Below are 26,314 nucleotides of genomic sequence, written 5' to 3'. Positions count from 1 at the left end.
AGAGGGATTGATCACCGCTGGGGGTTTGGTTCGGCGTGGTCCCGCATAGTGATACGGGCCCGCGCACAGAGCGCGGCTCGGCTAGGCTGCGGCACATCATGCGATGCGGGCTGCTTCTCCTTAGCCGCCGCGGCGAGGGCCTGTAGTCGAGGCCGACCCCCTCCCCGCGGAGTTCGGCGTTGCGCCAAGACCGTCGGCCGTCCTTCAGGACACTTCCGAGGAGCCCGCAGATGCCGAACTTCCAGCGCCCCACGTCCCTGCCGATCCACAAGTACAGGCCGTACGAGCAGGTCGGCATTCCCGACCGCACGTGGCCTGACAACCGGATCACGGTCGCTCCCCGCTGGCTCTCCACCGACCTGCGCGACGGCAACCAAGCGCTGATCGACCCGATGTCCCCGGCCCGCAAGCGCGCGATGTTCGACCTGCTGGTGCGCATGGGCTACAAGGAGATCGAGGTCGGCTTCCCCTCCTCGGGCCAGACCGACTTCGACTTCGTACGCTCGATCATCGAGGACGAGGACGCGATCCCCGAGGACGTGACGATCTCCGTCCTGACCCAGGCGCGCGAAGAGCTGATCGAGCGCACGGTGGAGTCCCTCAAGGGCGCCCGGCGCGCGACCGTCCATCTGTACAACGCGACCGCGCCCGTCTGGCGCGACGTCGTCTTCCGCGGCTCGCGCGACGCCGTCAAGCAGATCGCCGTCGACGGCACCCGTCTGGTCATGGAGTACGCCGACAAGCTGCTGGACGACCGTACGACCTTCGGATACCAGTACAGCCCCGAGATCTTCACCGACACCGAGCTGGACTTCGCCCTGGAGGTCTGCGAGGGCGTCATGGACGTCTGGCAGCCCGATGCCGAGCGCGAGATCATCCTCAACCTGCCCGCCACGGTCGAGCGCTCCACGCCCTCCACCCACGCGGACCGCTTCGAGTGGATGTCCCGCAACCTGTCCCGGCGCGAGTACGTGTGCCTGTCCATTCACCCGCACAACGACCGCGGCACCGCCGTCGCCGCCGCCGAGCTGGCCGTCATGGCCGGCGGCGACCGCGTCGAGGGCTGCCTGTTCGGGCAGGGCGAGCGCACCGGCAACGTCGACCTGGTCACCCTGGGCATGAACCTCTTCAGCCAGGGCGTCGACCCGCAGATCGACTTCTCGGACATCGACGAGGTCCGCCGCGTGTACGAGTACTGCACCCAGATGGAGGTCCACCCCCGCCACCCCTACGCGGGCGACCTCGTCTACACCGCCTTCTCCGGCTCCCACCAGGACGCCATCAAGAAGGGCTTCGACGCGATGCGGACCCGGGCCGCGGACCAGGGCAGGACCGTCGACGACATCGAGTGGGCCGTGCCGTACCTGCCCATCGACCCCAAGGACGTCGGCCGCTCCTACGAGGCCGTCATCCGCGTCAACTCCCAGTCCGGCAAGGGCGGCATCGCGTACGTCCTGAAGAACGACCACAAGCTGGACCTGCCGCGCCGCATGCAGATCGAGTTCTCCAGGATCATCCAGGCGAAGACCGACGCCGAGGGCGGCGAGGTCACCCCGGCCGCGATCTGGAGCGTCTTCCAGGACGAGTACCTGCCCAACCCCGGCAACACCGCGGCCCAGTGGGGTCGGATTCAGGTCAAGAACGGCCAGACGACGACCGACACCGACGGCGTCGACACCCTCACCGTCGAGGCCACGCTGGACGGCGCGGACACCGTGCTGACCGGTTCCGGCAACGGCCCGATCTCCGCGTTCTTCGACGCGCTGCAGGGCATCGGCATCGACGTACGCCTCCTGGACTACCAGGAGCACACGATGAGCGAGGGCGCGTCCGCGCAGGCCGCCTCGTACATCGAGTGCGCGATCGGCGACAAGGTGCTGTGGGGCATCGGCATCGACGCGAACACCACACGCGCCTCGCTGAAGGCCGTCGTGTCGGCCGTCAACCGCGCGGCGCGCTAGTCCGTCCCCTGGTGCCGCACCGGCCCCGCCCGTCCTCTTGGCGGGCGGGGCCGCGTCGTCTCCCGGCCATGTCCGGCTCGCTCTCCTGTGCGAGGTGCTGACGCCGCATCACCGATGTGGCTAACATCACGCCAACGCGGCAATGCAGCCGGGGAGTTACGGAGGTGCGTGGTGCTGCCAGAACGGGGACAAGACGGCCGACATGCCCGCATCTCCGCACGGCCCGTCTCACGCGGACGGGCCCTGAGCAGGCGGGTGATCGGTATGCACACCGCCTGGGACGCCGCCGGCGACGGCGAGTTCTTCTGCCCCGCCTGCGGCGGCGACCGCAACTACCAGCGGCTCACCGGCCGGCGCCGCTTCGTCCTGCTCGGCCTGCCCCTCGTGCCGCGCGGCGCGGCGGGGCCCGTCATCCGGTGCGCCGCCTGCCAGGACCTGTTCGACCCCGATGTCCTGGACCACCCCACCACCACCCGGCTCTCCGCGATGCTCCGCGACGCCGTCCACACCGTCGTCCTCGCCGTCCTGTCCACCGGCGGCGCCGGCTCGCGCCCCACCCTCGACACGGCCGTCGGCACACTGCGCGCCGCGGGCTACGACGACTGCACCGAGGAGCAGCTCCTCGCCCTCGTCGACGCGCTCGCCGCCGACACCGGCCGCGCCACCGAGCCCGACTGCGGCCCCGGCCTCGCCATCGAACTCCACGAGGCGCTCGGTCCCCTCGCCCCGCACCTCGCCCCCGCGGGCCGCGAGGCGCTGCTCCTCCAGGGCGCCAGGATCGCCCTGGCCGACGGGCCCTACACCCCCGCCGAGCGCGACGTGCTCACCACGGCGGGCTGCGCGCTCACGATCTGCGCGGAGGACGTGTCCCGGCTGCTCGTGGCGGCGCGGACGCCGTCCTGAGGGGCCCGAGCCCCACGCGCGTACTCCGCCGGGAGTAATCCCCGCTCCCGGCCTCCCCGCGGTGTAACCGCCAACTCCGTCCCGCGCCCGACGGATCGGCGGCCGCCTCCAGGAAGGGTTGACCCCGAACATGTCACCCCTGCCGAAGGAGGCCCGTCATGGGCGCCGCACCGACCACCACCGCGCCACGACGGCGACGACGCACCGTGCCCTGGGTCTTCCTGGGGCTGTGGATCGCCGTCCTGGCGTTCGCCTCGCCCTTCGCGGCCAAGCTCTCCGACGTCCAGAAGGACCGGCCCGTCGACTACCTCCCGGCGAGCGCCGACTCGACCGAGGTCACCGAGATCCAGGACCAGCTGCCGGGCGGCGAGGCCACCGAGCTGGTGCTCGTCTACCACCGCGACAGCGGGCTGACCGCCGCCGACCGGCAGACCGCCGGTGAGCAGGTCGCCGAGATAGCGGGCGCCCACAAGCTCGTCGCCGAGCCCAAGGGCGTGCCCTCCAAGGACGGCACCACCCTGATGTACCCCGTCGCGACCACCGAGCCCGGCCAGGACGAGGAGAAGCGGGACGCCCTCGTCGGGGACGTGCGGGAAGTCGCCCAAGGGGAGGGCGGGTTGAGCGTCGACGTCGGAGGAGGCGGGGCGTTCGACACCGACGCGGGCGAGGTCTACAACTCGCTGGGCGGGCCCCTGCTCTACACCACCGCCGGCGTCGTCGCGCTGCTCCTCATCCTCATCTACCGCAGCCCGTTCCTGTGGCTCGTGCCGCTCGCCGTCGCGGGCATCGCGGACTACTTCGCCATGGCCGCCGCGTACGGACTCCACCAGGCCTTCGGGACCTCCGTCACCGGACAGAGCTCCGGCATCATGACCATCCTCGTCTTCGGAGCGGGCACCGACTACGCCCTGCTCCTCGTCTCCCGCTACCGCGAGGAGCTACGCGGGATCGAACAGCCCTACGACGCCATGGTCGCCGCACTGCGCGGCTGCGGGCCCGCCGTGCTCGCCTCCTCCGGGACCGTCGCCGCTGGACTGTTCTGCCTGCTCGCCGCCGACCTCAACAGCAGCCGCGGCATGGGGCCGCTCGGCGCCCTCGGCGTGCTGTGCGCGCTCCTGGCCATGCTGACGCTGCTGCCCGCCGTCCTGGTGCTCCTCGGGCGGCGCGTGTTCTGGCCGCTCGTCCCCGCCTTCGGCAGCACGCCCAAGCAGCGGCGCTCCCTCTTCGCCGCGATGGGCAGCTCGGCCGGGCGCAGGCCGTTCGCCGTCCTCGCCTCGGGGGCCGTCCTGCTCGGGGCGCTCGCGCTCGGCGTGTTCAACCTGCCCGGCTCCCTCAAGCAGGAGGACTCCTTCACCAAGACCCCCGACTCCGTCGCGGCCATGAAGACCCTCGCCGCCGCCTACCCCGAACGGGGCGCCCAGCCGATCACCGTCATGACCCCGGCCGGCGGCGCCACCGACGCCCTCGCCGAGATCCGCGGCACCAAGGGCGTCGACAGCGCGGAGAAGGGACGTACCGCCAAGGGATGGACCGAGATCTCCGTGATCGCCTCGTCCGCGCCCGAGTCCGCGGGGGAGAGCGCCACCATCGAGGCGCTGCGCGACGGACTCGACGAGTCGTACGTCGGTGGCGCCAGCGCCCAGCAACTCGACCTGAAGGACACCAACGCCCGCGACCGGATGATCGTCGTGCCGCTCGTGCTCGCGGCCGTGCTGCTGGTCCTCGTCGTCCTGCTGCGCAGCCTCGTCGCGCCCCTGCTGCTGCTCGGCGCGGTCGTCGCCGTCTGGGGCGCCTCGCTGGGCATCGCGGGGCTCGTCTTCGAACCGCTCTTCGGGTTCGAGGGCACCGACCCGGGGCTCGGGCTGCTCTCCTTCGTCTTCCTCGTCGCGCTCGGCGTCGACTACGGGATCTTCCTCATGCACCGCATGCGCGAGGAGTGCCTGAACGGGGCCGAACCGGGGGCGGGCGCGCTCACCGCGCTGCGCACCACCGGCGGCGTCGTCGCCTCGGCCGGCCTCGTCCTCGCCGCGACGTTCGCCGTGCTGACCAACATGCCGCTCGTCCAACTCGTCGAGCTGGGCTTCGTCATCGCGGTCGGCGTGCTCCTGGACACCTTCCTCGTACGTACGTACCTGGTGACCAGCGCGAGTGTGGCGCTCGGCCGCAAGGTGTGGTGGCCGGGCCCGCTCTCCCGGCCCCGCGCGGCGGCCCCCGCCCCCGAGGCGGAGCGCGTCCGGGTGCCCTCGCCTTGATCCCGTCCTTTACGGCGCCCCTTCTCTCCCGGAGGGGCGCCCGCGTACCGGAAGATGAACCGGTGGAATCTCCCGCGACAGCTTCGCGTACCGCACCGGGCGCCGCACGCCGCAACCTCATCGAGCGGGTCCTCGGACCCGCCGCCCCCGGCGAACGGCTGCGCACCGACGTCCTGTTCGCCCTCGCCATGGCGTCGAGCGCCGTCGTCATCGTGCAGGTCGTACGGGACAACGGCGACCCGCCCGGCGTCCTCGGCTGGGCGCTGCTGCTCGCCGCGCACGTCACGATCGTGTGGCGGCGGCGCGCCCCGATGCGCGTCATGGCCGTCCTGATCGCGATCGTGCTGACCTACCACTCCCTCGACTTCAACCACACCGCGCCCATGGCCGTGTCCATGGTCGGCCTGTTCACCGTCGCCTCCCGGACCCGGCCGCGCAACGCCGTCCTCTTCGGCGCCGGGGTCATCGGCGTCATGCTGGGCGTCAAGTTCTCCGAGGGCATGGCCGAGGGCGCCGAGTCGCTGCGCATCTCCGGCTGGATCGTCTCCTTCCTGCTGCTCGGCGTGTACGTGCGCATCCACCGCCAGTACGTCGCCTCCGTCGTCGAGCGCGCCGAACGGGCCGAGCGCACCCGCGAGGAGGAGGCGCGCCGCCGGGTCGCCGAGGAGCGGCTGCGGGTCGCCCGCGACCTGCACGACCTCCTCGCGCACAGCATCACCCTCGTCGGCGTCCAGACGTCCGTCGCCGCGCACGTCCTCGCCGCCGACCCCGACCGCCTGGACCGGGCCGCCGTCGCCAAGGCCCTCGACGACGTCGCCGAGACGTGCCGCACCGCCCGCGGTGAACTGCGCGCCACCCTTGAGGTGCTCAGATCCGGTACGGACGACGAGGCCAGGGGCCCGCTGCCCGGCCTCGGCTCGCTGCCCGACCTCGCCGACGCCGCCCGAACGGCCGGAGCCCGCGTCGAGCTGAGCGTGGCCCGGTGCGACGCGCCGCCCGCCGTGGACGTCGCCGCCTATCGCATCGTGCAGGAGGCGCTCACCAACGCCGTGCGGCACGCGGGCCCCGGCCCCACCGTCCGGGTGGACATACGTACCGCCGACGCCGCGCTGAACGTGACGGTCACCGACGACGGCGTCGGCGCGCGGGAGAACGCGGGCACCCCCGGGTACGGCCTCGTCGGGATGCGGGAGCGGGCCCGTACCGTCGGAGGGACCCTGGAGGCGGGGCCCCGGTCCGAGGGGGGTTTCATGGTGTGCGCGGTGCTGCCCCTCGCGCCCGCGTCCCCGGGAGGCCTTGCATGACGATCCGTGTGCTGCTCGCCGACGACCAGACGCTGGTGCGCGCGGCGTTCGCGATGCTCGTCGACTCGGCGCCCGACATGGAGGTCGTGGCGCAGGCGGGCACGGGCCGCTCGGCGGTCGACCTGGCCCGCTCCGAGCGGGCCGATCTCGTCGTCATGGACATCCGCATGCCCGACCTCGACGGCATCGAGGCGACGCGGCTGCTCGCGGCGGACGAGGACCTGGCGGGCGTGAAGGTGCTGATGCTGACGACGTACGACACGGACGAGCACGTCGTCGACGCGTTGCGCGCGGGGGCGTCCGGTTTCCTCGTCAAGGACACCAAGCCCGCCGAACTCCTGGACGCCATCCGCACGGTCGCCGCCGGCGAGTCCCTGCTCTCGCCGGGCCCCACGTCGCGGCTGATCGCTCGGGTACTGCGGGCGCCGGACACCACCGGCCTGACGACGACCGCCGGCCCCGCCGGCCTCTCGGACCGCGAGCGGCAGGTCCTGGCACTGGTCGCACGCGGCCTGAACAACACGGAGATAGCCGAGACGCTGAGCCTGAGCCCGCTCACGTCGAAGACGCACGTGAGCCGCATCATGGGCAAACTGGGCGCCCGCGACCGGGCGCAGCTGGTGATCGTGGCGTACGAGACGGGGTTGGTGGCGCCGGGGGTGTGAGGGGGGCAGGTGAGGCCGTGCATACGTCCAGTCGATCCACGTGCGGGCCGCGTCCGCTGCCGCACGGTCGGACAGATTCTCCGCGACCGCGGCACCGACACCGCCCCGCGCCTTTCCGGCACACGGCCTCCCGGCGTTGCTCGGTCGGATTCGCATCCCCGAGCTACCGAGAGGCGTGTCTTGCTGCGCGTCCGGCCGGGAGATCACCCGACCAGGAACCCTGTTCGGTCTGCCCACTCCATGACCGATGAGATGCAGCTTCTTATCAGGGCAGGTCAGAGCGCCCACTCATACGGCAGGAGAGCCCGTTATCGGGTGGCGATTGAGGCACTGTAGGAGCTCAGGCCGATGCGGCTGTTGGCCTTCTTGGTGACATTGCCCTTGCCGAACGACTTGACGGTTCCGGTGGCCCTGATCGTGGAGCGGTGCCCTTGAGGGTGTACCTGACGGAGATCCGCTCGCTGGTTACGGGGATGCCGTAGATGCGCTCGGTCACGGTGAAGGTGACGGCGCGCTGGCCGGACTTGCCCTTCTTGGTCACCACAGTGCTGCGGGTGATCTTGACAGGGAAGTTGAGCAGCTTGACGCTCTGCGGGCTTCTTGGCCATGGCGGAGGCGGCGGGGGAACCGCTGGTGGGGGCGTCGGCAAAGGCGGTGCCGGCGGGGGCCGCGACGGCGAGGGCGGCGATAGTGGCTACGGCTACGGCTACGGCTACGGCTGCGGTGCGGATGCGCACGGTTGCTCCTTGCTGGTGTGATCTTGGACGTCAACCACCGTAGGAATCCGTTCGGTTGTGCGGTATTGGATGTTCGGGTGATGCCCTGAGGGGCATCGTCCGGGTGGGCGGTGTCCGAAGGTGCGTGACCCATCCCGCCCCTCTAGGATGGCCCGGTGCCGCACTTCGAAATCGTCACAGCCGTCGCCGCGTCCCCGGACCGGGTGTTCGAGGCGTGCCTTGACGTGGAGGCGCACACGCAGTCGATGGCCGATTCGTCGGAGCGGGCAGTCGGCGGCAGGACCCGAGGCGGCCTCTCGCTAGACGACACGGTGACCTTCGAAGCCCGCCACTTCGGCCTGACCTGGCGACTCACCGCCCGCATTACGTCGTATGACCCGCCCCGGCGCTTCGTGGACGAGCAGGAGACCGGTCCCTTCAAGCGATGGCATCACAGTCATCACTTCGAGCCGGACGGCAGCGGCGGCACCGTTATGAGGGACATCATCGAATTTGCCTCGCCGTTCGGACTTCTCGGACGCATCGCCGACCGCACAGTCCTGAGCTGGTACATGCCCCGCCTCATCAGAACCCGCAACGCCTATCTCGCCGGCGCCTTGCGCTGAGCCCAGATGGATGATCACCGGGTTCGCGCGGCCGACTTGCCCCATCTGTAGGGAGGAACGTCCGCAGCACGGTGATCTGCTCGGCCTGATCGGTGCCTCCAATGGCTTGCCCAGGCGCTCCTCGAACCCGGTCGTGCGCTGGACGTGGTCGCCGACTTTCATCCGGTCCAGTGCGGCGCTACAGGTGGCCGCAGGTCTGTCGGGTCCAGGCGGTGGGGTCGGCGGCGTGGGGAGTGTCTAATCAACGGCGGATCCGGCAGCACAGCCCATAAGGGAGGGCCGCCCTACGCTTCAGCGCGTCGCAGAGAGGCGGGCGTACGCCCGGTGAAGTCCCGCGCAGTACGGGCGAGATGGGCCTGGTCGGCGAAGCCTGCGGTGGCTGCCGCCAGAGCGGCCGTCGAATCAGGCAGGTCAGCGATCGCGGTGCGGAGCCGGCCCCATCGGCGCAAGTGGGCAAGCGCGATCCCCACGTCCTGCCGGACCAGGGCGCGCAGCCGCGGGGCCGACAGGCCGACCTCACCGGCGATGGAGGCGATGGGCATGTCCGGATCGCGCGATGTGCACAGGTGGACGGCGTGAGCGACTCTCGGATCGAGCGGAGTCGGGCCCCCGGCCAGTGCCCGCAGCTCGGTGTATCCCGCAGCCAGGTCCACACCGGTGCCGGGGCCGTCGGAATCGGTGGTGCCGAGCGCGGCGAGCAGGCGGCGGATCTCGCCGGCATCGAGCCGTATCGGTCCCGGGCCGGAGGGCAGCAGCCAGGAGTCGATGAACAGGGCGATGTAGGCAGAGGTCGCTGCACAGCGGTGGGCCAGCTGGGGCGGAACGATCAGCCCGGGCGCCGCCACCATGGGCCGTCCCGGCTGGCGGAGTTCGGCGTGGCCGCCGATCGGCAGGACCGCCTTCCACGCGGGCAGCCGGTGTTGGGCGACACGGAACGGGCGGGACTCGGCGAACATCGTCGCCTCGGGGCCGCAGGCGAACACAGTGCGGCGATCGTTTTGTTCAAGTGCCCAGGCGCGAGGTGAACGGATCATGGTGCCATGCACGCTATCGCTACCGCCGCCCTGGCGGTGTTCCTGGCCGTCACGGGGGTCATGCGTTCTCTGATTCCCGGCTGCTTCCGCCTGCCGGCCCGCACGGCTGCGCCGGAAGAGGCTTCTCGTGGCCGTCACGGGGGCGGCGAAGGCCGTGGTGGGTGCGCTGGTGCGTCGCGGGCCCCGGTCGGCCGGGGGCTGGACCGCCGCCGTCCTGATCACCTGCTGTCCGGTGGCCCGGCTGGTGGTGAACCTCCTGTACATCGCCTGGGCGGTCGCCGTGGCCAGATCAGCAGCCCGACACCGATGTGCGGCCGATTGTCCGCGGTGGCACCGAAGCTGCCCCTACTCCCCAAGGAAGTCATGCCATGAACCATCGCCTCGTCGTCGTCGGCGCCGGTTACGCCGGTCTGCTGGCGGCCAAGCGCCTCGCCCGCCAGCTGCGCCGCAGCGATGTCACCATCACGCTGGTCAATGCCTCGGACCGGTTCATCGAACGGGTCCGGCTCCACCAGCTGGCCGCCGGGCAGCGATGGGCGGCACCGTCGTTGCGCCAGCAGCTCAGCGGCACATCGGTCCAGCTGGTCGTCGGACGGGTAACCTCGATCGACCCCACTGGCCGGACGGTGTGTGTGGACGTCGCACCCAAAGCGATCGGCTACGACACCCTGGTGTACGCGGTGGGCAGCCAGGCGCGGCTCGACGATGTCCCGGGGGCAGCCGAGCACGCGTATGCCGTCGCCGGCCCCGAGCAGGCCACGCGGTTGCGGCACAGGGTTGCGCAGATGGCGTCAGGCGGCACTGTCGCCGTGGTCGGCGCAGGACTGACCGGCCTGGAAACCGCCTCCGAGCTGGCCGAAAGCTATCCCGGGCTGCGAGTCCAGCTGCTGACCGGTGCCGATGACGTGGGGTCCTGGCTCGCGCCGCGCGCCCGGACCCACCTGCGGCGCGCCCTTGAGCGGCTGGGCGTCACGGTTCACCCCCAGACCAGTGCTACAGCGGTGCGTGAGGACGGCTTGGACACCCGCGACGGCGTGCCTTTCACCGCTGACGCCGTTGTGTGGACCACCGGGTTCCGCGCGCCGGAGCTGGCGCGCGCGGCAGGATTCGCCACGGATGACAGCGGCCGGATGCTCGTCGACGCCACCCTGCGCTCGGTCTCACACCCCGAGGTGTACGCCATCGGCGACGCGGCTGCCGGGGTGTCGGTGAGCGGGGCACCGAGCCGCATGTCCTGCCAGGCGGCCCTGCCCATGGGCCGAGGTGTGGCCGATGTCGTCGCGGCTCGGCTGGCAGGCCGCAAACCCGGGCCCGTCCGGATCGGTTACGCCTTCACCAACATCAGCCTTGGCCGGCGTGACGGTGTCGTCCAGTTCACCCATGCCGATGACCGCCCGCGCAGGCTCGTCCTGACAGGACGCGCCGCGGCGGCTTTCAAGGAGGCTGTCGTACGAAGCACGGTACGTTCCGATCGGCGCCGCGCATCAGACAGCGACGAGCCCGACTCCTGAGCCAACCCTTAGCCGTGGGGATACAGCCGAGCGTTCCGCGTGGGCGACTGCATCAGCGGCCACCACTTCCTACGCTCACTTCCGCTTTCGCGAACCGGCGGGTCGGCTGATGTGGTATCCCCTGCTCACCACAGCCAACCTGGTGGTAGCCAGCACTGCTCTGACCCTGGGCTTCGTCGATCGGCCTGTGCAGAACCGAGAGCAGACCTTCACAGCAGCCCCGCCGCCGCCAGTCGCTTGCCCACCGCCTCCGTCTCCTGCCGCGACAGCGGAATCTGCGGTTCCGCCGTTGCCGGGCAGGCGATCACGCCGCGTAGGTGCAGCGCCGTCTTGAAGGCGCCGAGCGCCGACGAGTTGGCGCCCATCCGGGACGGGGCGCCCGCCCGCACCATTCCGAAGAGGCCGCACAGCCGTTCCTGTTCGGCCCGCGCCCGCTGCCAGTCGCCCGCGCGGCAGGCGGCGTAGAGGCGTACGTACCCCTCGGGGTCGACGTTGCCGAGGCCCGGCACGACCCCGTCCGCGCCCATCGCGAGCGCCGAGTCGACCGTCGTCTCCGAACCGGTCAGCACGCTGAAGCCGTCCGCCGCCGCCGACCGCCTGCCGAGGAGCACGCTCCGGAAGGCAGCCGCGTCGCCACTGGAGTCCTTCAGGCCGGCCAGCACGCCCTCCGCGGCCAGTTCGAGGAGCAGATCCGGGTGCAGTTTCGTGTGGACGGACATCGGCAGGTCGTACGCGATGACCGGTACCGCCGAGCCGCGCGCGACCAGGCGGAAGTGGCGGGCGATCTCGACCGGGTGGGTGCGCGTGTAGAAGGGCGCCGTGACGACGGCGGCGTCCGCGCCCGCCTCGGTGAGCGTCCGCACGTGGTCGAGGACCCGGGGCGTCGTCATGTCGATGGCCCCGGCGAGGACCGGGAGTTGGCCGCCGACGTGGCGGACCACCGTGTCGAGGACCAGGGCTCGCTGCCGGTCCGTCAGGTACGCGACCTCCGAGGTCGAGCCGAGCACGAAGAGGCCGTCGACGCCGCCCGCGACCAGATGGTCGACGAGCCGCACCAGGGAGGCGGTGTCCACCTCGCGGTCCGGTGTCAGCGGGGTGCAGACGGGCGGGACGACACCGGTCAACAAGGTGGGAAGGGTCATGGGCGCTCCCTGGGTGCTCGGGCCGTGGCGGCGGCCTGCGTGGCGAGATCGTGGGTCGACTGTCCCTCGTCCACCGGGTGGTGGCAGCGGAATCGATGCCCCGTGCCCGCTGTCTCGACACCCGGCATCACCTCCGCGCACCTGTCGTCCGCCTTCCAGCAGCGCGTACGGAACGGGCAGCCGCTCGGCGGCCGGGTCGCCGACGGGACCGGCCCGGAGAGCGGGATCGGGTCGATGGGATCGAGCAGGCCCGGCGTGGCGGAGAACAGCGCGCGCGTGTACGGGTGCCGGGCGCGGTCCAGGATGTCGGCGGCCGGGGACTCCTCCACGATCCGCCCGAGGTACATGGTGATGACGCGGTCGCTCATCCTGCGCACGGTCTGGATGTCGTGCGAGACGAAGACGAGGGCGAGGCCGAGGCGTTCCTTCAGGTCCAGGAGGAGGTTGAGGATCTGGGCGCGGACCGATACGTCCAGCGCGCTCGTCGGCTCGTCGGCGACCACCAGCTCCGGTTCGAGCGCCAGCGCGCGGGCGATCGCGACGCGTTGGCGCTGTCCGCCGGACAGTTGGCCGGGCAGGCCGTCCGCGAGAACCTTGGGCAGGCCGACCAGGGACATCAGCTCCCGCACCCGGTCCTCCCGCTCCTTCGAGGTGCCGCGTCTGTGGACGTCCAGGGGGTCCCGGAGGATCTGCCTGATCGACAGCCTGCGGTTCAGCGCGGTCGACGGGTCCTGGAAGATCATGCCGGTGCGGGTGCCGATCTCCGTCCGCCGGGCGGCGGGGCTCATCGTCCACAGGTCGCTGCCCCTGAACGACACCGTTCCGGTGGTGGGGCGCTGTACGCCTACGAGGACCTTCGCGAGGGTCGACTTGCCGCAGCCCGACTCGCCGACCACGCCGAGGGTCTCGCCGGGGGCGATGGACAGGGTCGCGTCTGTCAGGGCGTGGACGCGGTCGCGGGAGAGGAGGCCGCCGGAGCGGGCCCTGTGGGTCACGTGCACGTCGCTCAGGTCGATGAGGGGGGTGGTCATCTCGGTTCTCCGTGTGCGGGCTCGTCCGGGCTGGTCGCGCCGTTCCCCGCGCCCCTTCGGGGCGCTTCCTCTTCCGCCGGGTGGTGGCATGCCGTCTCGTGGGTCGCGGGGCCCACCAGCGCGGGGGGCACGTCCCGGCAGACCGTCGAGGCCATCGGGCAGCGGTCCGTGAAGCGGCAGCCCGGGGGGAAGTCGGCGGGGGAAGGGACCACGCCCTTGATCTGTGTGAGTCGTTGCGCCGCCGACTCCAGGGAGAGCACCGAGCCGAGCAGACCGCGCGTGTAGTGGTGGGCGGGGGCGTCCACCAGGTCGGCCGTGACGCCCGTCTCGACGATCTGGCCGCCGTACATCACCGCCACCCGGTCGGTGACGTCGGCGACGAGCGCCAGGTCGTGCGAGACGAGGATCAGGGCGAAGCCCAGCTCCTCGCGCAGCCGCAGCAGGAGTTCGATGATCTGCGCCTGCACGGTGACGTCGAGCGCCGTCGTCGGCTCGTCGGCGATGATCAGCTTCGGGTCGCGGGAGAGAGCCATGGCGATCAGTACGCGTTGACGCTGGCCGCCGGAGAGTTCGTGCGGGTAGCTGCGCAGGGTCCGGTCGGGGTCCAGGCCCACCAGTTCGAGGAGTTCGACACAGGTGCGGCGCCCTCCCCTTCGTACGACCTGCTTGAGCTGGGAGCGGACCGTCATCGCCGGGTTGAGGGAGGAGAGGGCGTCCTGGTAGATCATCGCCATGTCGTGGCCGAGCAGTCGGCGCCGGGACCGCATGGGCAGGCCGATCAGCTCCTGCCCGTCGAGGATGACGCTGCCCCGGACGCGGGCGCCCTTCGGTTCCAGGCCCATCACCGTCAGCGCCGTCAGCGATTTGCCGCAGCCCGACTCGCCGACCAGGCCCAGAACTTCGCCGGGGCGCAGGCGGAAGGAGATGCCGTCCACGATGTCCACGCCGTCGTGCCGCCCGGGGAAGGCGATCCGCAGGTCGCGTACGTTCAGGACCGGCGCGCCGGACGGCAGGGGCCGGGCCCGCGCCCGCAGCCGTGACGAGGCCTCGGCGAGGCCGGGCAGCTCCAGGATCTCGCCGGTGCCCGGCTCGGGCGCTTCGAGGCGGTCCTCGTCGCGGGCCGCGCCCGGCACATCGCGCGTGGAGGGCGCGGCCCACGCGTCGGAGACGCCCTCGGAGAGGATGTTCAGGGCGAGGACCGTGATCAGCATGAGCAGTCCGGGGAAGACCGTCGCCCACCAGCCGCCGATCAGGACCATGTTCTTGCCGTCGGCGATGACGCTGCCCCACGACGGGTCGGGCGGCCGGACGCCCGCGCCGATGAAGGAGAGCGACGCCTCGAAGACGATGGCCTCGGCGACCTGCACGGTGCAGAAGACCAGGATGGGCGCCGCGCAGTTCACGGCGACGTGCCGGATGAGGATGTGCGGGGTGCGCGCGCCGACGACGCGTTCGGCGACGACGTAGTCCTCGCCGTACTGGTCGAGGACGTTGGCCCGTACGACACGGGCGATCGGCGGGGTGAACAGAAAGGCGATCGCGCAGATCAGTACGGTGATGCCGCCGCCGAAGACCGCGACGAGGACGGCGGCGAGCGCGATGCCGGGGAACGCCATGACGACGTCCAGGCAGCGCATCAGCGTCTCGTCGACTGCCTTGCGGGAGGTCGCCGCGACCGCGCCGATGAGCGCGCCGACGACCAGGGCGAGCAGGGTGGCGCCGAGCCCGATGGCCAGCGACCAGCGCGCCCCGTACATCAGCCGGCTGAGGATGTCGCGGCCGAGGCTGTCCTGGCCCATCCAGTGGCGGGCGGAGGGGTGCCCGGTGCCGTCGGTCTGGCTCTGCTGGTCGAGCGGGTCGTGCGGGGCGATGAGCGGTGCGAGGGCCGCCACCAGGACGACCAGGGCGATGACGCCCACCGCGACCCGGGACAGGACGGGCAGCTTGCGGAAGGAGCGGATCCGCAGGCCCGGCACGGACAGGCGCTCGGTCAGCGCCTTGCGTGACGTGAACATCAACTCGTCCCCCTCAGGCGCGGGTTGACCAGAAGGTGGAGGATGTCGATGACGAGGTTGACGACCACGAAGCCGACGGCGGTCGTGATGACGACGCCCTGCACGACGGCCGGGTCGCCGTTCTTCACGGCGTCGATCATCAGCTTGCCCATGCCCGGCAGCGAGAAGATCGTCTCGATGACGACGGCGCCGCCCAGCAGATAGCCGACGCGCAGGCCGAGCACGGTGAGCGGGTTGATGAGGGCGTTGCGCAGCACGTTGCGGCCGACGACCACCACCGGGGGCAGGCCGCTGCCGATGGCCGTACGGACGTAGTCCTTGTCCAGCTCCTCGACGACGGCCGTGCGGATGATGCGGGTCAGGCCCGCCGCCACCGGCAGGGAGAGCGCGAGGGCGGGCAGGGTCATGGTCTTGAGCCAGCCCGTGAAGGAGTCGGCGGGGTTGATGTAGCCGCCGGTCGGGAACCAGCCGAGGTCCACCGCCAGGTACTGGATCATCAGCAGCGCCAGCCAGAAGCCGGGCGCGGCCACGCCGGTCAGGGAGATGACGCGGATGAGCTGGTCCGGCAGCCGGTCGCGGTGGATGGCGGCGGTCACGCCGAGGGTGAGCGAGAGAACGACCGCGATGCCGAGCCCGAGGAAGGTCAGCTGCATGGTGAGCGGCAGCGCGGTGGTGACCTGGTCGAGGACGGGGGAGCGGTTGAGGACGCTGATGCCCATGTCGCCCTGGAGGAGATCCCCTACAAAGGCGATGTAGCGCACGGGCAGCGGATCGAGGAGGCCGTTCTCCTCGCGGAACCGGTGCAGCTGCTCGGGGGTCGGGTTGGCGCCCTGGAAGAACGCGGAGGCCGGGTCGACGTCGGAGAACCGCATCACGAGGAAGACGAAGAGCACGATGCCGAGCAGCAGCGGCACGAGCAGGGCGAGGCGGCGGGCGAGGATCCTGAGGACTGCGGTCACGGCGTACGACTCCTCGGCTCGCCCCGGATCAGGCCCACTTGGCCTGGAGGAGGTTGATCCCGGGATAGGGCTGGGCCCGGACCGCGGTGATCTTCTTCGGGTCCCAGGCCGTCATGAGTTCGTTGTGCACGACCGGGTACAGCACCGCCTGCTCGGCGATCACGTCGATGTACTCCTGGATCATGGCCTTCTTGCGGCCCGCCTCCGGCTCGCGGGTCGCCTGCTCCATGTCCTTGAAGAGCTTCTTGGCGGTGGGGTTCCCGGCCCAGCGGGCGTACCCCATCCACAGGTTCTCGGCACCGTAGTTGTAGTGCATGACCAGGTCGGCGTCGAGTCCGAACTGGTTCGGGTTGGAGGCGGCGGCGACGATCTGGAAGTCCTTCTTCTGGTCGAGCTTGGTGAAGACGGCGGTGGTCTCCTGCGGGTCCAGGGTGACCTCGACGCCGAGCTTCTCCCAGCCGTCCTGGATGGTCGGCAGACAGTCCACGATCCAACTCACGTTGACCGCCATGAGGTTGACCGTCAGCTTGCCGACCCCGGCCTCCTTCAGAAGCCTTCGCGCCTTCGCCAGGTCGTACGCGTAGACGGTCCTGGCGGGCCGGTAGGAGGGGTTCGCCTCGTTGAGGAACGACGTCGACGCCTTGCCGTGGCCCTTGAGGGCGGCCTCGATCATCTTGTCGCGGTCGATGGCGTAGTGCAGCGCCTGGCGTACGCGTACGTCGTCGAACGGCTTGTGCGCGGTGTTGAAGAGCAGGAAGAGGTTGTTCATCCCGGCGCCGCCCTCGACGGTCATGCCGCTCTTCTTGAGCTGCTCGATGTTGGCGTAGGGGATGTTGTCGGCGATCTCCGCGTCCGCGCTGCCGCCGGAGATCTTCGCGACGCGCGGCGCGGCGTCCACGATCGTCAGCCAGTTCATCTTCTTGAAGGCCGCCTTGCGCGGGCCGTTGTAGTCCTCGAACGCCTCGAAGGTGGTGTTCGACTTCGCGTGGTGCGCGGTCTGCCGGTACGGTCCCGAGCCCACCGCCTTGCCCTTGGTCGCGTCCTCCCACGCGCCGGGCTTGGAGAACACGTGCTTCGGCATGATCTTCGCGAGGGAGAGCCGTGCGGCGCCGTCCGGGAAGGGGAACTTCAGGATCAGCTCCACGTTCGTCGCGTCGACCTTCCTGACCTCCTTCAGCCAGCTCGCGAAGAACCCCTTGGCCAGGGTCTGCGTCTTCGGGTCGAGAATCCGGTCGAAGACGAACACCACGTCGTCGGCGGTGACGGGCTTCCCGTCGTGCCACTTGGCGCCCGGCCGCAGGGCGAACTTCCACGTGGTCGCCCTGAGGTCGTTCGGGATCTCGGTGGCGAGCGCGGCGTAGGGCTCACGGGTGATCGGGTCGGTGCCGAGCAGCCCCTCGTAGATGTGCTCGTTCCCCGCCATGGCGAAGGCCGACGCGGTCTGCGTCGGGTCCCAGCTGCCGTCGTTGCCGTAGCCGATGACAGCCGTGAGCGTGGAGTCGCCGCCCTGCCCGCCGCCACCGGTCTCGTTGGTGGACTCCGGTCCCGAGGAGCAGGCGGAGAGCGTGGAGGTGACGGCGGCGGCGGCGCCCAGCGCGCCGGTGTATCTGAGGAAGGAGCGGCGGTCGCTCACTGTGTGGTCGCTCACTGTGTCTCCTTGTTCCTGGAGGAGATCCCACGTCCTACGTCATGGGTGGCGTGGCGACCATAGGAGGGGCACGGGGGCCGGTCAAGGGCCCCCGCAAGGGCGCCCCGCCAGGGGCGCGGGGAACCGCGCGACCAGCCACGACGAACCCGCGGCCGACAAGGGACGGTCTCGCAGGCCGGGCCCCCATGCCGCAAAAGCACCCCGGTTTGTATTCTCGGCAGGCGCCACCCACCGATGCGCCCCCTGCGAGAGGCAACACCATGACCACCGAGCTGACCCCCGACGCCCAGGCCGACCCGGCCGCCCTGGCCGAACTGCTCAAGGGGGCCCGCGAGGACTACGCCGACCTGGCGGGACGCGGCCTCTCCCTCGATCTCACCCGGGGCAAGCCGGCGCCGGAGCAGCTGGACCTCGGCGAGGATCTGCTCGGCCTGCCCGGCGGCCGCCACACCGCCGCCGACGGCACCGACGTACGCAACTACGGCGGCCTCCAGGGCCTGCCCGAGCTGCGCGAGATCTTCGCCGGGCTGCTCCAGGTGCCCGCGGGACAGCTGCTCGCGCTCGGCAACTCCAGCCTGGAGCTGATGCACGACTGCCTGGTGCACGCCCTCCTCGGCGAGGTGCCCGGCGCCGAGTCGCGCTGGGTGGACCAGGGACGCATCGCGTTCCTGTGCCCGGTGCCCGGCTACGACCGGCACTTCTCGCTCTGTCAGCGGTTCGGCATCGACATGATCCCCGTGCCGATGACCGCCGAAGGGCCGGACATGGACGAGGTCGAGCGGCTCGCCGCCGAGAACCCGGCCGTCAAGGGCATCTGGTGCGTGCCGAAGTACAGCAACCCGGACGGCGTCTCCTACAGCGATGAGACCGTGGCCCGCCTCGCCCGCATGGAGACCGCCGCCCCCGACTTCCGGATCTTCTGGGACAACGCCTACGCCGTCCACCACCTCACCGACGAGCCCACCCCCCTCGCCGACCTGCTCGGCGCCTGCGCCGAGGCCGGGAACCCGGACCGGGCGTTCGTCTTCGGCTCCACCTCGAAGATCACCGTCGCGGGCGCCGGCGTCGCCTTCTTCGGCTCCTCGCCCGCCAACGTGAAGTGGCTCCTCGCCAACAACTCCAAGCGGTCGATCGGCCCCGACAAGGTCAACCAGCTGCGCCACGTCCTGTTCCTGCGGGACGCCGACGGCGTGCGCGCCCACATGGAGCGCCAGCGCGCCCTGCTCCAGCCCAAGTTCGAGGCGGTCGCGCGGATCCTCGACGCCGAGCTGGGCGGGAGCGGCCTCGCGACCTGGACCTCGCCCAAGGGCGGCTACTTCGTCACCCTCCAGGTCCCCGACGGCTGCGCCAAGGAGGTCGTGCGCCGCGCCGCCGAGGCGGGCATCGTGCTGACCCCGGCCGGCGCCACGCACCCCTACGGCGACGACCCGCGCGACGCCGTCATCCGCATCGCCCCCAGCTACCCGGGCCTCGCGGAACTGGAGCAGGCCATCCACGGCCTGACCGTCTGCGTCCGCCTCGCCGGCTACGAGCAGCGGGCCCGCCGGACCGTCTGACTCAGTGCTGCTGCGCCTTCTGCGGCGTCACCTCGCTGGGCCGCACGATGACGTGCCCCTCACCCCGCAGCATCAGCTGCACCGCCTCGCCCGAGCCGCCGCGGATCATCGAGCCGATGGACTGCGAGCGGTGCAGGGACGTGGCGAGGTCGGCGGTCCAGCCGACCACCGCGTCCGTGTCGACGTACACGGGCTGCTGCGGGGAGACGGGGATCACCAGCGGGTTCCCGTCGCAGACCAGGCCGAGGCGGCCCGAGCCCGTGAACACGCTGTTGAACAGCCCGCCCCCGGTCACGCCCGCGCCCTTCACGGTCCTGATCTCGTACGAGAGGGTCGCGTCGAAGCACAGGACGTTGCGGCCGTTGACCGTGAGGACGTCGCCCGGCTCGATATCGACGATGAAGCAGTTCTGCGCCTCGTGCGCGAACCAGGCCTCGCCCTGGCCCCGCACGGCCATCAGCGGCAGCCCCTCACCGGTCATGGCCCGCTTGAGCATGCCGCCGACGCCCTGCCCCTTGCGCTCGAACTGGAGCTCACCCCGATAGGCGATCATCGCGCCCTGCCGGGCGTGCATCTCGCCGTTCACCGCGTACTTGATCGACTTGGCGTTCTGCAGGGTCATCCCGGGGGCGAGGGCCGGCTGCGCCATGTGGTCACTGGAGAACAGGTCACTCTTCATGTCCGTATCTTGGGCCCAGGCCTACCGCGCGCGGAAGCGTATCCCCTCACCGGTGATGAACGCCTGCCAGGCGGGGGCGCCGAACACCAGGGCGGGGCCCTGGGGGACCTTGCTGTCCCGTACGGGGACCACGCCGGGGACTCCGTCGGCGACCTCGACGCAGGACTCGCCGCCGTCGCCGCCGCTGTAGGTGCTCTTGCGCCAGCGGGCGGCGCCGATGAAGTCGTAGGCGACTTCGACGCAGCTGCCGCCCTCGCCGTTGCTGTAGGTGCTCTTGCGCCAGCGGGCGTTGCTCAGGTCGTACTCGTGCATCGTCTGTAGTCCTCAGCCGCCGACTCGACCAGGGCGAGGGACGCCTCCGGCGACAGCGCGACGCCCCTGAGCAGATCGTAGGCGCGCTGTGCGCGCTTCACCACTACCGGTTCGTCGACGAGGGTTCCCGAAAACGAGGTCTCTGTATAGGCGGTTGGGGGCGCGTCCTCGAAGTCCAGAAGCGTCAACATTCCGCCCATGGAGGCGTGCGCCCCCGCCTCGTACGGAAGCACCAGCACCAGCACCTGCCGCTCCCGCATCAGCGCCGCCACGTGGTCGAGCTGCTGCGCCATCGCGCCTGGGCCGCCCACCGGGATGCGCAGCGCGTTCTCGTGCAGCACCACCCAATACTCGGGCCGTGCAGCGTCATTGAGGATGCGCGCCCGCTCAAGGCGGGCCGTCACGATCTCCTCGACGTATTCGTCCGTGACGAACGGGTTGGCCGCGAGCGTGACCGCGCGGGCGTACTCGGCAGTCTGCAACAGGCCCGGAATCAGCGTCGGAGCGAACTCGCAGATTCGCGTGGCCAGTGCCTCAAGCTCCACCACCGCGGCGAAGTAATCCGCATACCGCTTGTCATCGATCAGCTTCCGGCACATCCGCTCGAAAAAGCCATCGGTTTGCAGGACCTCGTCGATCCGCTGCGCCACATCCAACTGCGGCTTACGAATTGCCTGTTCGAACTGACCGATGTAACCACCGGAGACGAAAACCCGAACTCCTAGTGCCGACTGGGTGAACCCCGCCTCCTCACGGCGCCGCTTCAGCTCCGCGCCGAAGAACTCCCACGCTGCCTGTCGTGAACCATTGGCCATGGCCAACCGCCTTTCACTGCCCCGAAGTTGTAGAGGACAGACTCCTGCCGAGTCTAGGTGCAGTGCGTCACCGTAGGTGTGCGAAGAGTGGAATCAGGAAGCGAAGGGGAGTCACCGTGAAGGCGGAGTCAGAGCGCCACGCAGTGGTATGCGTCGAACAGGCGGAGGAAACATTGAGGGAATTGCACGCCGCACTCGCGCGAGCGGGAATTGCCTTGCCGTCCTTGCGGATCGATCCGGCGACGATCGCCAGGGAGGCGCCGTGTCCGCGCATCGAATTGGGTGGTTGTTCCGTCGACGTGGCGGCACGGCTGGCCGCCGCGCTGAGGGGTGCGTCGTGAACCTTCCCCTGCACGACCTCCCCGTCGGCTCGTACGTCATCGACACGCGCAACGGGCGCCTCGGTCAGGTCATGGGGTACGAGGGGCCCTACGTCCAGCTGCGCCCCTACGGGGGCGGACGCGAGTGGGACTGCACCCTGGAGGCGATCCGCGCGGCGACCACGGAGGAGCGGCTGCGCGCGGCGACGGCGTACGCGAATGCCCGGAGTCGGGGGGAGGTGCCTTGACGGTGGTCAGCGGGCCAGGGTGTAGAACGCGTAGTACGCTGAAGGTATGCAGAGCGCCAACGAGGTACCGCTGAGGGAGCTCAACCAGCAGACGTCCCGTGTCATGGCCCGCGTCGAGGCAGGCGAGACGGTGACCATCACCAAGGACGGCGTACCCATAGGGGACATCGTGCCCAGGGGCGGAAGTCTGGGGCGGCCTTCCTATCCGTTCCGCACCGACCCGATGGGGCCGATCGACCTGCCGGACCTCGGCGGGCCGGTGCTCACGGACGACGAGATCGAGGAGACGTTGCGCGGGATGGGGGAGGCCGGTGTCTGAGATCCCCGTGGCGATCGCGGACACCAACGCCCTCTACCTTCTCTTCACGCCGAAGGACCCGCGTCACGCGGCTCACAAGGACGCGCTCGCTCGCGTAGGGCACTTGGTGGTCTCGCCCATGGTGCTCACCGAACTCGACTATCTGCTGACCGCGCGGGTCGGGGCCGCGGCGTCCATGACCGCCCTTGAGTTCATCGCCCGGCAGGCGGAGACCCGCCGCTTTGAGATCCCGGAGGTCTCTCCGCACCTGCGGGGCGCCATGGCGGTGATGCGCGGCTACGCGGACGCGGCGGGCGGCAGAGGTGTCGGGCTGGCGGACGCCATGAACGTCACCCTCGCGGCGTCCTTCCAGACGGCCGACATGCTGACCAGTGACGCCCACTTCCGCATGATGCGGCCCTTGACCGCGCATGGCGCCTTCCGGTTGCTCCCCGAGGACCTGTGACGTCGTCCCGTACGCGAGAATGGCCCCATGAGCCTGTTCCGCGACGACGGCATCGTGCTGCGCACCCAGAAGCTGGGTGAGGCGGACCGGATCATCACGCTGCTCACGCGCGGTCACGGGCGCGTACGCGCGGTGGCGCGCGGGGTGCGGCGGACGAAGTCGAAGTTCGGGGCGCGCCTTGAGCCGTTCTCCCACGTCGACGTGCAGTTCTTCGCGCGCGGCAGCGAACTGGTCGGGCGCGGGCTGCCCTTGTGTACGCAGAGTGAGACCATCGCCCCGTACGGTGGCGCGATCGTGACGGACTACGCCCGTTACACCGCCGGGACGGCCATGCTGGAGACGGCGGAACGGTTCACCGACAACGAGGGCGAGCTGGCCGTGCAGCAGTATCTGCTGCTGGTGGGCGGGCTGCGCGTCCTCGCCCGCGGGGAGCACGCGCCGCACCTCGTCCTCGACGCCTTCCTGCTGCGCTCCCTCGCCGTGAACGGTTACGCGCCCAGCTTCACCGACTGCGCCAAGTGCGGCCTGCCGGGCCCCAACCGCTTCTTCTCCGTCGCGGCGGGCGGCTCCATCTGCGTCGACTGCCGGGTGCCCGGCAGCGTCGTACCGTCGGCGGAGACCCTCACCCTGCTCGGCGCGCTGCTCACCGGCGACTGGGCGACGGCGGACGCGTGCGAGGCACGGCACGCACGCGAGGGCAGTGGGCTGGTTTCGGCCTATCTGCACTGGCACCTGGAGCGCGGCCTGCGCTCTCTGCGGTACGTAGAGAAAAGCTGAGTAGGAGAGAGAGCCCCATGGCACGACGCGGAATCCTCGGACGGTCCCGCCGTGAGTACAAGACCCCGGAGCCGCACCCCACGGGCGCCCGGCCACCGAAGATCCCCGGCGAGCTGGTGCCGAAGCACGTGGCGATCGTCATGGACGGGAACGGACGGTGGGCCAAGGAGCGCGGGCTGCCGCGCACCGAGGGGCACAAGGTCGGCGCGGAGCGCGTCCTCGACGTGTTGCAGGGCGGCATCGAGATGGGCGTCGGGGCGATCTCCCTCTACGCCTTCTCCACCGAGAACTGGAAGCGGTCCCCGGACGAGGTGAAGTTCCTGATGAACTTCAACCGCGACTTCATCCGCAAGACCCGCGACCAGCTCGACGAGCTGGGCATCCGGGTGCGCTGGGTGGGCCGCATGCCCAAGCTGTGGCGGTCGGTCGCCAAGGAGCTGGAGATCTCCCAGGAGCAGACCAAGGGCAACGACAAGCTGACCCTGTACTTCTGCATGAACTACGGCGGCCGCGCCGAGATCGCGGACGCCGCCCAGGCCCTCGCCGAGGACGTGAAGGCGGGCCGGCTCGACCCGTCCAGGGTCAGCGAGAAGACCTTCGCGAAGTACCTGTACTACCCGGACATGCCGGACGTGGACCTCTTCCTGCGCCCGAGCGGCGAGCAGCGCACCTCCAACTACCTGCTCTGGCAGAGCGCGTACGCCGAGATGGTCTTCCAGGACGTGCTGTGGCCGGACTTCGACCGCCGCGACCTGTGGCGGGCCTGCCTCGAATACGCCTCGCGCGACCGGCGCTTCGGCGGGGCGATCCCCAATGAGCAGCAGATCGCCGAGAGCTAGGCGTACGACAGTGAGGGGGCCCGCGCCGACATGGCGCGGGCCCCCTCACTCACGTACGTACCGCTACTTGCTCGCGCAGTCCACGCACGTCCCGAAGATCTCCACCGTGTGTGCCACGTTCACGAAGCCGTGCTCGGCGGCGATCGCCTCGGCCCACGTCTCCACCGCCGGGCCCTCGACCTCGACCGCCTTGCCGCAGACGCGGCACACCAGGTGGTGGTGGTGATCGCCGGTCGAGCAGCGGCGGTAGACCGTCTCGCCCTCGCTGGTGCGCAGCGCGTCGACCTCACCGGCGTCCGCCAGCGACTGGAGTGTGCGGTAGACCGTGGTCAGTCCGACCGAGTCGCCCTTGTGCTTGAGCATGTCGTGCAGCTCCTGCGCACTGCGGAACTCGTCGACGTCGTCGAGTGCCGCGGCCACCGCCGCACGCTGGCGGGTGGACCTGCCTCGAACCGGGGCTCCCACGGTTGTCTCCTCGCGTCTGCGCTCTGGTCTGGGCCTGCCGGGCCATTGTGCCAGGTCGGCAGGGACCAGGGTCAGGTCCTGGCCATCGGCTGCGCCGGGGCCGAGCACTCCGCGGGGTCACCGGCCGCCCGCGCGGCGGCCGCGGCCCGCGCCCTGCGCCTGGCCAGCGGCGTCGCGAGCACCGTCAGGGCGATGAAGACGCCGATGGTGAGCAGCACGATCGTCGCGCCGGGCGGCACGTCCTGGTAGTACGAGGTCGCCGTGCCGCCGATCGTCACCGCGACGCCGATCGCCACCGAGACCACGAACGTCGCCCTGAAGCTCCGGGTGAGCTGCTGGGCGGCCGCCACCGGCACCACCATCAGCGCCGAGACCAGGAGCAGCCCCACGACCCGCATGGCGACGGTGACCGTGACCGCCGCGGTCACCGCCGTCAGCAGGTTCAGCGCCCGCACCGGAAGACCGGTCACGCGCGAGAACTCCTCGTCCTGGCTGACCGCGAAGAGCTGCCGGCGCAGCCCGACCGTGACCAGGACCACAAAGGCGGCGAGCAGGCAGATCGCCGTGACGTCCTCCTCGGAGACCGTCGAGAGCGAGCCGAAGAGGTACGACTGGAGGTTCGCGTTCGACCCGCCGGGGGCGAGGTTGATGAACATCACACCGCCCGCCATACCGCCGTAGAACAGCATCGCGAGGGCGATGTCGCCGCGCGTCCTGCCGTACCAGCGGATCAGCTCCATGGCGACGGCGCCGACGATCGCGACCGCCGTCGCCATCCACACCGGCGACGCCGAGAGCAGGAAGCCGAGGCCCACGCCGGTCATCGCCACGTGGCCGATGCCGTCGCCCATCAGGGCCTGGCGGCGCTGGACGAGGTAGATGCCGACGGCGGGCGCGGTGATGCCGACCAGGACGGCGGCGAGCAGCGCCCGCTGCATGAAGGCGTAGTCGAGGATTTCCATCGCCGTGATCCTTAGGTGAGCAGGCCGGTACGGACCGGCTCCGCGTCCGCGGTGTGCGGGTGTACGTGGTCGTGGCCCGGCAGGGCGTGCTGGCCGACCGCGTGCGGGGGCGGCCCGTCGTGCGTCACGCAGCCGTCGCGCAGGACCACGGCGCGGTCGATCAGCGGCTCCAGGGGACCCAGTTCGTGGAGGACGAGCAGCACGGAGGCGCCCTGCGCCACCTGCCGGCGCAGGGTGGCCGCGAGGACCTCCTGGCTGGCCAGGTCGACGCCCGCCATCGGCTCGTCCATGATCAGCAGCTCCGGCTCGGAGGCCAGCGCGCGGGCGATCAGCACCCGCTGGTGCTGGCCGCCGGAGAGCGCGTCCACGGAGTCCTTGGCGCGGTCGGCGAGGCCCACCAGGTCGATGGCGCGGGCCACGGCCTCGCGGTCGGCCTTGCGGAGCACGCCGAAGCGGGTGCGGGCCAGGCGCCCGGAGGCGACGACCTCGCTGATCGTGGCGGGGACGCCGCCCGCGGCGGTGGTGCGCTGCGGGACGTACCCGACGCGCGCCCAGTCGCGGAAGCGGCGGCGCGGGGTGCCGAAGAGGTCGATCTCACCGCCGGTGACGGGGACCTGGCCGATGACCGTGCGCACCGCGGTGGACTTGCCCGAGCCGTTGGCGCCGAGCAGGGCGACGACCTCGCCGCGCCCCACGGTGAGGTCGATGCCGCGCAGCACGGGGCGCGAGCCGAGCTCGGCCGTCACCTTGCGCAGGGATATGACGGGCTCACCCGAGTCACGGGACGAATCAGGGGACTTGGTCATGGCT

General features: G+C 70.8%; 27 protein-coding genes. 15 read left to right on the top strand and 12 right to left on the bottom strand.

All coding sequences use genetic code 11. From position 1 onward, the window contains the following. Positions 1 to 230: 230 nt before the first annotated feature. The 7 genes from leuA (at position 231) to ACWDZ7_RS07055 (ending at position 8,427) form a co-directional block, all read left to right on the top strand. Positions 231 to 1,961, top strand: coding sequence for a 2-isopropylmalate synthase (leuA, locus tag ACWDZ7_RS07085; protein ID WP_451795518.1), 1,731 nt, complete (start codon positions 231 to 233; stop codon positions 1,959 to 1,961). Between the two features lie 171 nt (positions 1,962 to 2,132). Continuing rightward, complete coding sequence (locus ACWDZ7_RS07080) at positions 2,133 to 2,864, top strand: TerB family tellurite resistance protein (protein ID WP_451795517.1); 732 nt, start codon at positions 2,133 to 2,135, stop codon at positions 2,862 to 2,864. 158 nt (positions 2,865 to 3,022) lie between these two features. After that, positions 3,023 to 5,116, top strand: coding sequence for an MMPL family transporter (locus ACWDZ7_RS07075; protein ID WP_451795515.1), 2,094 nt, complete (start codon positions 3,023 to 3,025; stop codon positions 5,114 to 5,116). A 62-nt stretch (positions 5,117 to 5,178) separates the two neighbouring features. Then, the gene (locus ACWDZ7_RS07070; protein WP_451795513.1) at positions 5,179 to 6,420 is read left to right on the top strand and encodes a sensor histidine kinase; all 1,242 of its coding nucleotides are present in this window, start codon (positions 5,179 to 5,181) and stop codon (positions 6,418 to 6,420) included. Continuing rightward, entirely contained in the window at positions 6,417 to 7,085 is a 669-nt protein-coding gene (locus ACWDZ7_RS07065) for a response regulator transcription factor (protein ID WP_451795511.1), read from the top strand. The genes ACWDZ7_RS07070 and ACWDZ7_RS07065 overlap by 4 nt, the downstream gene beginning before the upstream one ends. A 482-nt stretch (positions 7,086 to 7,567) precedes the next feature. Next, a complete protein-coding gene (locus ACWDZ7_RS07060; protein ID WP_451795509.1) occupies positions 7,568 to 7,843 on the top strand; it encodes a hypothetical protein in 276 nt (91 codons plus the stop codon). 134 nt (positions 7,844 to 7,977) lie between these two features. Then, the gene (locus ACWDZ7_RS07055) at positions 7,978 to 8,427 is read left to right on the top strand and encodes an SRPBCC family protein (protein ID WP_451795507.1); all 450 of its coding nucleotides are present in this window, start codon (positions 7,978 to 7,980) and stop codon (positions 8,425 to 8,427) included. Positions 8,428 to 8,711: 284 nt separating this feature from the next. On the opposite strand, the gene ACWDZ7_RS07050 is transcribed toward ACWDZ7_RS07055, so the two are convergent. Continuing rightward, positions 8,712 to 9,461, bottom strand: coding sequence for a helix-turn-helix domain-containing protein (locus tag ACWDZ7_RS07050; protein ID WP_451795505.1), 750 nt, complete (start codon positions 9,459 to 9,461; stop codon positions 8,712 to 8,714). A 368-nt stretch (positions 9,462 to 9,829) separates the two neighbouring features. On the opposite strand from ACWDZ7_RS07050, the gene ACWDZ7_RS07045 reads away from it, so the two are divergent. After that, positions 9,830 to 10,972 carry an NAD(P)/FAD-dependent oxidoreductase gene (locus tag ACWDZ7_RS07045; protein ID WP_451795503.1) on the top strand — a complete coding sequence of 381 codons (1,143 nt, stop codon included), beginning with the start codon at positions 9,830 to 9,832 and terminating at the stop codon, positions 10,970 to 10,972. 209 nt (positions 10,973 to 11,181) lie between these two features. On the opposite strand, the gene ACWDZ7_RS07040 is transcribed toward ACWDZ7_RS07045, so the two are convergent. Genes ACWDZ7_RS07040 through ACWDZ7_RS07020 form a run of 5 tightly spaced genes read right to left on the bottom strand, consistent with a single transcriptional unit; the run spans position 11,182 to position 17,767 of the window. Continuing rightward, entirely contained in the window at positions 11,182 to 12,114 is a 933-nt protein-coding gene (locus ACWDZ7_RS07040; protein ID WP_451795501.1) for a dihydrodipicolinate synthase family protein, read from the bottom strand. Continuing rightward, a complete protein-coding gene (locus ACWDZ7_RS07035) occupies positions 12,111 to 13,145 on the bottom strand; it encodes an oligopeptide/dipeptide ABC transporter ATP-binding protein (protein ID WP_451795499.1) in 1,035 nt (344 codons plus the stop codon). Before ACWDZ7_RS07035 ends, ACWDZ7_RS07040 begins: the two co-directional genes overlap by 4 nt. Further along, entirely contained in the window at positions 13,142 to 15,160 is a 2,019-nt protein-coding gene (locus tag ACWDZ7_RS07030) for a dipeptide/oligopeptide/nickel ABC transporter permease/ATP-binding protein (protein WP_451795497.1), read from the bottom strand. Before ACWDZ7_RS07030 ends, ACWDZ7_RS07035 begins: the two co-directional genes overlap by 4 nt. After that, positions 15,160 to 16,119 carry an ABC transporter permease gene (locus tag ACWDZ7_RS07025; protein WP_451795495.1) on the bottom strand — a complete coding sequence of 320 codons (960 nt, stop codon included), beginning with the start codon at positions 16,117 to 16,119 and terminating at the stop codon, positions 15,160 to 15,162. Before ACWDZ7_RS07025 ends, ACWDZ7_RS07030 begins: the two co-directional genes overlap by 1 nt. 28 nt (positions 16,120 to 16,147) lie before the next feature. Beyond that, positions 16,148 to 17,767, bottom strand: a complete 1,620-nt coding sequence (locus tag ACWDZ7_RS07020) for an ABC transporter substrate-binding protein (protein ID WP_451795493.1) — start codon at positions 17,765 to 17,767, stop codon at positions 16,148 to 16,150. A 260-nt stretch (positions 17,768 to 18,027) separates the two neighbouring features. Here ACWDZ7_RS07020 and ACWDZ7_RS07015 point away from each other — a divergent pair, with 260 nt between their 5' ends. After that, complete coding sequence (locus ACWDZ7_RS07015; protein ID WP_451795491.1) at positions 18,028 to 19,323, top strand: aminotransferase class I/II-fold pyridoxal phosphate-dependent enzyme; 1,296 nt, start codon at positions 18,028 to 18,030, stop codon at positions 19,321 to 19,323. A 1-nt stretch (position 19,324) separates the two neighbouring features. On the opposite strand, the gene ACWDZ7_RS07010 is transcribed toward ACWDZ7_RS07015, so the two are convergent. Genes ACWDZ7_RS07010 through ACWDZ7_RS07000 form a run of 3 tightly spaced genes read right to left on the bottom strand, consistent with a single transcriptional unit; the run spans position 19,325 to position 21,129 of the window. Then, positions 19,325 to 20,002, bottom strand: coding sequence for an AIM24 family protein (locus tag ACWDZ7_RS07010; protein ID WP_451513066.1), 678 nt, complete (start codon positions 20,000 to 20,002; stop codon positions 19,325 to 19,327). Positions 20,003 to 20,023: 21 nt separating this feature from the next. Then, positions 20,024 to 20,314, bottom strand: a complete 291-nt coding sequence (locus ACWDZ7_RS07005; RefSeq protein ID WP_451795490.1) for a DUF397 domain-containing protein — start codon at positions 20,312 to 20,314, stop codon at positions 20,024 to 20,026. Beyond that, positions 20,296 to 21,129, bottom strand: coding sequence for a helix-turn-helix domain-containing protein (locus tag ACWDZ7_RS07000; RefSeq protein ID WP_451795488.1), 834 nt, complete (start codon positions 21,127 to 21,129; stop codon positions 20,296 to 20,298). Before ACWDZ7_RS07000 ends, ACWDZ7_RS07005 begins: the two co-directional genes overlap by 19 nt. Before the next feature lie 116 nt (positions 21,130 to 21,245). Between ACWDZ7_RS07000 and ACWDZ7_RS06995 the strand changes: the two genes are divergently transcribed. The 6 genes from ACWDZ7_RS06995 to ACWDZ7_RS06970 are packed head-to-tail and all read left to right on the top strand — an operon-like array spanning position 21,246 to position 24,077. Then, entirely contained in the window at positions 21,246 to 21,470 is a 225-nt protein-coding gene (locus ACWDZ7_RS06995) for a hypothetical protein (protein WP_451795487.1), read from the top strand. Continuing rightward, positions 21,467 to 21,697 carry a hypothetical protein gene (locus ACWDZ7_RS06990; protein WP_451795934.1) on the top strand — a complete coding sequence of 77 codons (231 nt, stop codon included), beginning with the start codon at positions 21,467 to 21,469 and terminating at the stop codon, positions 21,695 to 21,697. Before ACWDZ7_RS06995 ends, ACWDZ7_RS06990 begins: the two co-directional genes overlap by 4 nt. A gap of 46 nt (positions 21,698 to 21,743) precedes the next feature. Next, the gene (locus tag ACWDZ7_RS06985) at positions 21,744 to 22,016 is read left to right on the top strand and encodes a type II toxin-antitoxin system Phd/YefM family antitoxin (protein ID WP_451795485.1); all 273 of its coding nucleotides are present in this window, start codon (positions 21,744 to 21,746) and stop codon (positions 22,014 to 22,016) included. After that, the gene (locus ACWDZ7_RS06980; protein ID WP_451795483.1) at positions 22,009 to 22,461 is read left to right on the top strand and encodes a PIN domain-containing protein; all 453 of its coding nucleotides are present in this window, start codon (positions 22,009 to 22,011) and stop codon (positions 22,459 to 22,461) included. The genes ACWDZ7_RS06985 and ACWDZ7_RS06980 overlap by 8 nt, the downstream gene beginning before the upstream one ends. 27 nt (positions 22,462 to 22,488) lie before the next feature. Continuing rightward, positions 22,489 to 23,238, top strand: a complete 750-nt coding sequence (recO, locus tag ACWDZ7_RS06975; protein ID WP_451795482.1) for a DNA repair protein RecO — start codon at positions 22,489 to 22,491, stop codon at positions 23,236 to 23,238. A gap of 17 nt (positions 23,239 to 23,255) precedes the next feature. Beyond that, positions 23,256 to 24,077 (top strand): isoprenyl transferase, encoded by an 822-nt coding sequence (locus ACWDZ7_RS06970; RefSeq protein WP_451795481.1) that lies wholly within the window; start codon positions 23,256 to 23,258, stop codon positions 24,075 to 24,077. Between the two features lie 63 nt (positions 24,078 to 24,140). Here the strand turns inward: ACWDZ7_RS06970 and ACWDZ7_RS06965 are convergent, their stop codons facing one another. The 3 genes from ACWDZ7_RS06965 to ACWDZ7_RS06955 all read right to left on the bottom strand — a co-directional run bounded on the left by ACWDZ7_RS06965 (position 24,141) and on the right by ACWDZ7_RS06955 (position 26,310). Beyond that, positions 24,141 to 24,542 (bottom strand): Fur family transcriptional regulator, encoded by a 402-nt coding sequence (locus ACWDZ7_RS06965; protein ID WP_451795480.1) that lies wholly within the window; start codon positions 24,540 to 24,542, stop codon positions 24,141 to 24,143. A 71-nt stretch (positions 24,543 to 24,613) separates the two neighbouring features. Beyond that, a complete protein-coding gene (locus ACWDZ7_RS06960; RefSeq protein ID WP_451795479.1) occupies positions 24,614 to 25,504 on the bottom strand; it encodes a metal ABC transporter permease in 891 nt (296 codons plus the stop codon). Positions 25,505 to 25,515: 11 nt separating this feature from the next. After that, positions 25,516 to 26,310 carry a metal ABC transporter ATP-binding protein gene (locus ACWDZ7_RS06955; protein WP_451795477.1) on the bottom strand — a complete coding sequence of 265 codons (795 nt, stop codon included), beginning with the start codon at positions 26,308 to 26,310 and terminating at the stop codon, positions 25,516 to 25,518. Positions 26,311 to 26,314: the final 4 nt, after the last annotated feature.

This window comes from Streptomyces sp. NPDC003032, assembly GCF_053591415.1.
Note: the sequence above shows the minus strand (reverse complement) of the source record. Positions and strands in the feature narration are given on the sequence as shown.

Bases quoted from the DNA above. Each gene is read 5' to 3' on its own strand.
- leuA (WP_451795518.1), top strand. From the start codon at position 231: ATGCCGAACTTCCAGCGCCCCACGTCCCTGCCGATCCACAAGTACAGG.
- ACWDZ7_RS07075 (WP_451795515.1), top strand. From the start codon at position 3,023: ATGGGCGCCGCACCGACCACCACCGCGCCACGACGGCGACGACGCACC.
- ACWDZ7_RS07065 (WP_451795511.1), top strand. From the start codon at position 6,417: ATGACGATCCGTGTGCTGCTCGCCGACGACCAGACGCTGGTGCGCGCG.
- ACWDZ7_RS07060 (WP_451795509.1), top strand. From the start codon at position 7,568: ATGCGCTCGGTCACGGTGAAGGTGACGGCGCGCTGGCCGGACTTGCCC.
- ACWDZ7_RS07050 (WP_451795505.1), bottom strand. From the start codon at position 9,461: ATGATCCGTTCACCTCGCGCCTGGGCACTTGAACAAAACGATCGCCGC.
- ACWDZ7_RS07045 (WP_451795503.1), top strand. From the start codon at position 9,830: ATGAACCATCGCCTCGTCGTCGTCGGCGCCGGTTACGCCGGTCTGCTG.
- ACWDZ7_RS07040 (WP_451795501.1), bottom strand. From the start codon at position 12,114: ATGACCCTTCCCACCTTGTTGACCGGTGTCGTCCCGCCCGTCTGCACC.
- ACWDZ7_RS07035 (WP_451795499.1), bottom strand. From the start codon at position 13,145: ATGACCACCCCCCTCATCGACCTGAGCGACGTGCACGTGACCCACAGG.
- ACWDZ7_RS07030 (WP_451795497.1), bottom strand. From the start codon at position 15,160: ATGTTCACGTCACGCAAGGCGCTGACCGAGCGCCTGTCCGTGCCGGGC.
- ACWDZ7_RS07015 (WP_451795491.1), top strand. From the start codon at position 18,028: ATGACCACCGAGCTGACCCCCGACGCCCAGGCCGACCCGGCCGCCCTG.
- ACWDZ7_RS07010 (WP_451513066.1), bottom strand. From the start codon at position 20,002: ATGAAGAGTGACCTGTTCTCCAGTGACCACATGGCGCAGCCGGCCCTC.
- ACWDZ7_RS07005 (WP_451795490.1), bottom strand. From the start codon at position 20,314: ATGCACGAGTACGACCTGAGCAACGCCCGCTGGCGCAAGAGCACCTAC.
- ACWDZ7_RS07000 (WP_451795488.1), bottom strand. From the start codon at position 21,129: ATGGCCAATGGTTCACGACAGGCAGCGTGGGAGTTCTTCGGCGCGGAG.
- ACWDZ7_RS06985 (WP_451795485.1), top strand. From the start codon at position 21,744: ATGCAGAGCGCCAACGAGGTACCGCTGAGGGAGCTCAACCAGCAGACG.
- recO (WP_451795482.1), top strand. From the start codon at position 22,489: ATGAGCCTGTTCCGCGACGACGGCATCGTGCTGCGCACCCAGAAGCTG.
- ACWDZ7_RS06970 (WP_451795481.1), top strand. From the start codon at position 23,256: ATGGCACGACGCGGAATCCTCGGACGGTCCCGCCGTGAGTACAAGACC.
- ACWDZ7_RS06960 (WP_451795479.1), bottom strand. From the start codon at position 25,504: ATGGAAATCCTCGACTACGCCTTCATGCAGCGGGCGCTGCTCGCCGCC.
- ACWDZ7_RS06955 (WP_451795477.1), bottom strand. From the start codon at position 26,310: ATGACCAAGTCCCCTGATTCGTCCCGTGACTCGGGTGAGCCCGTCATA.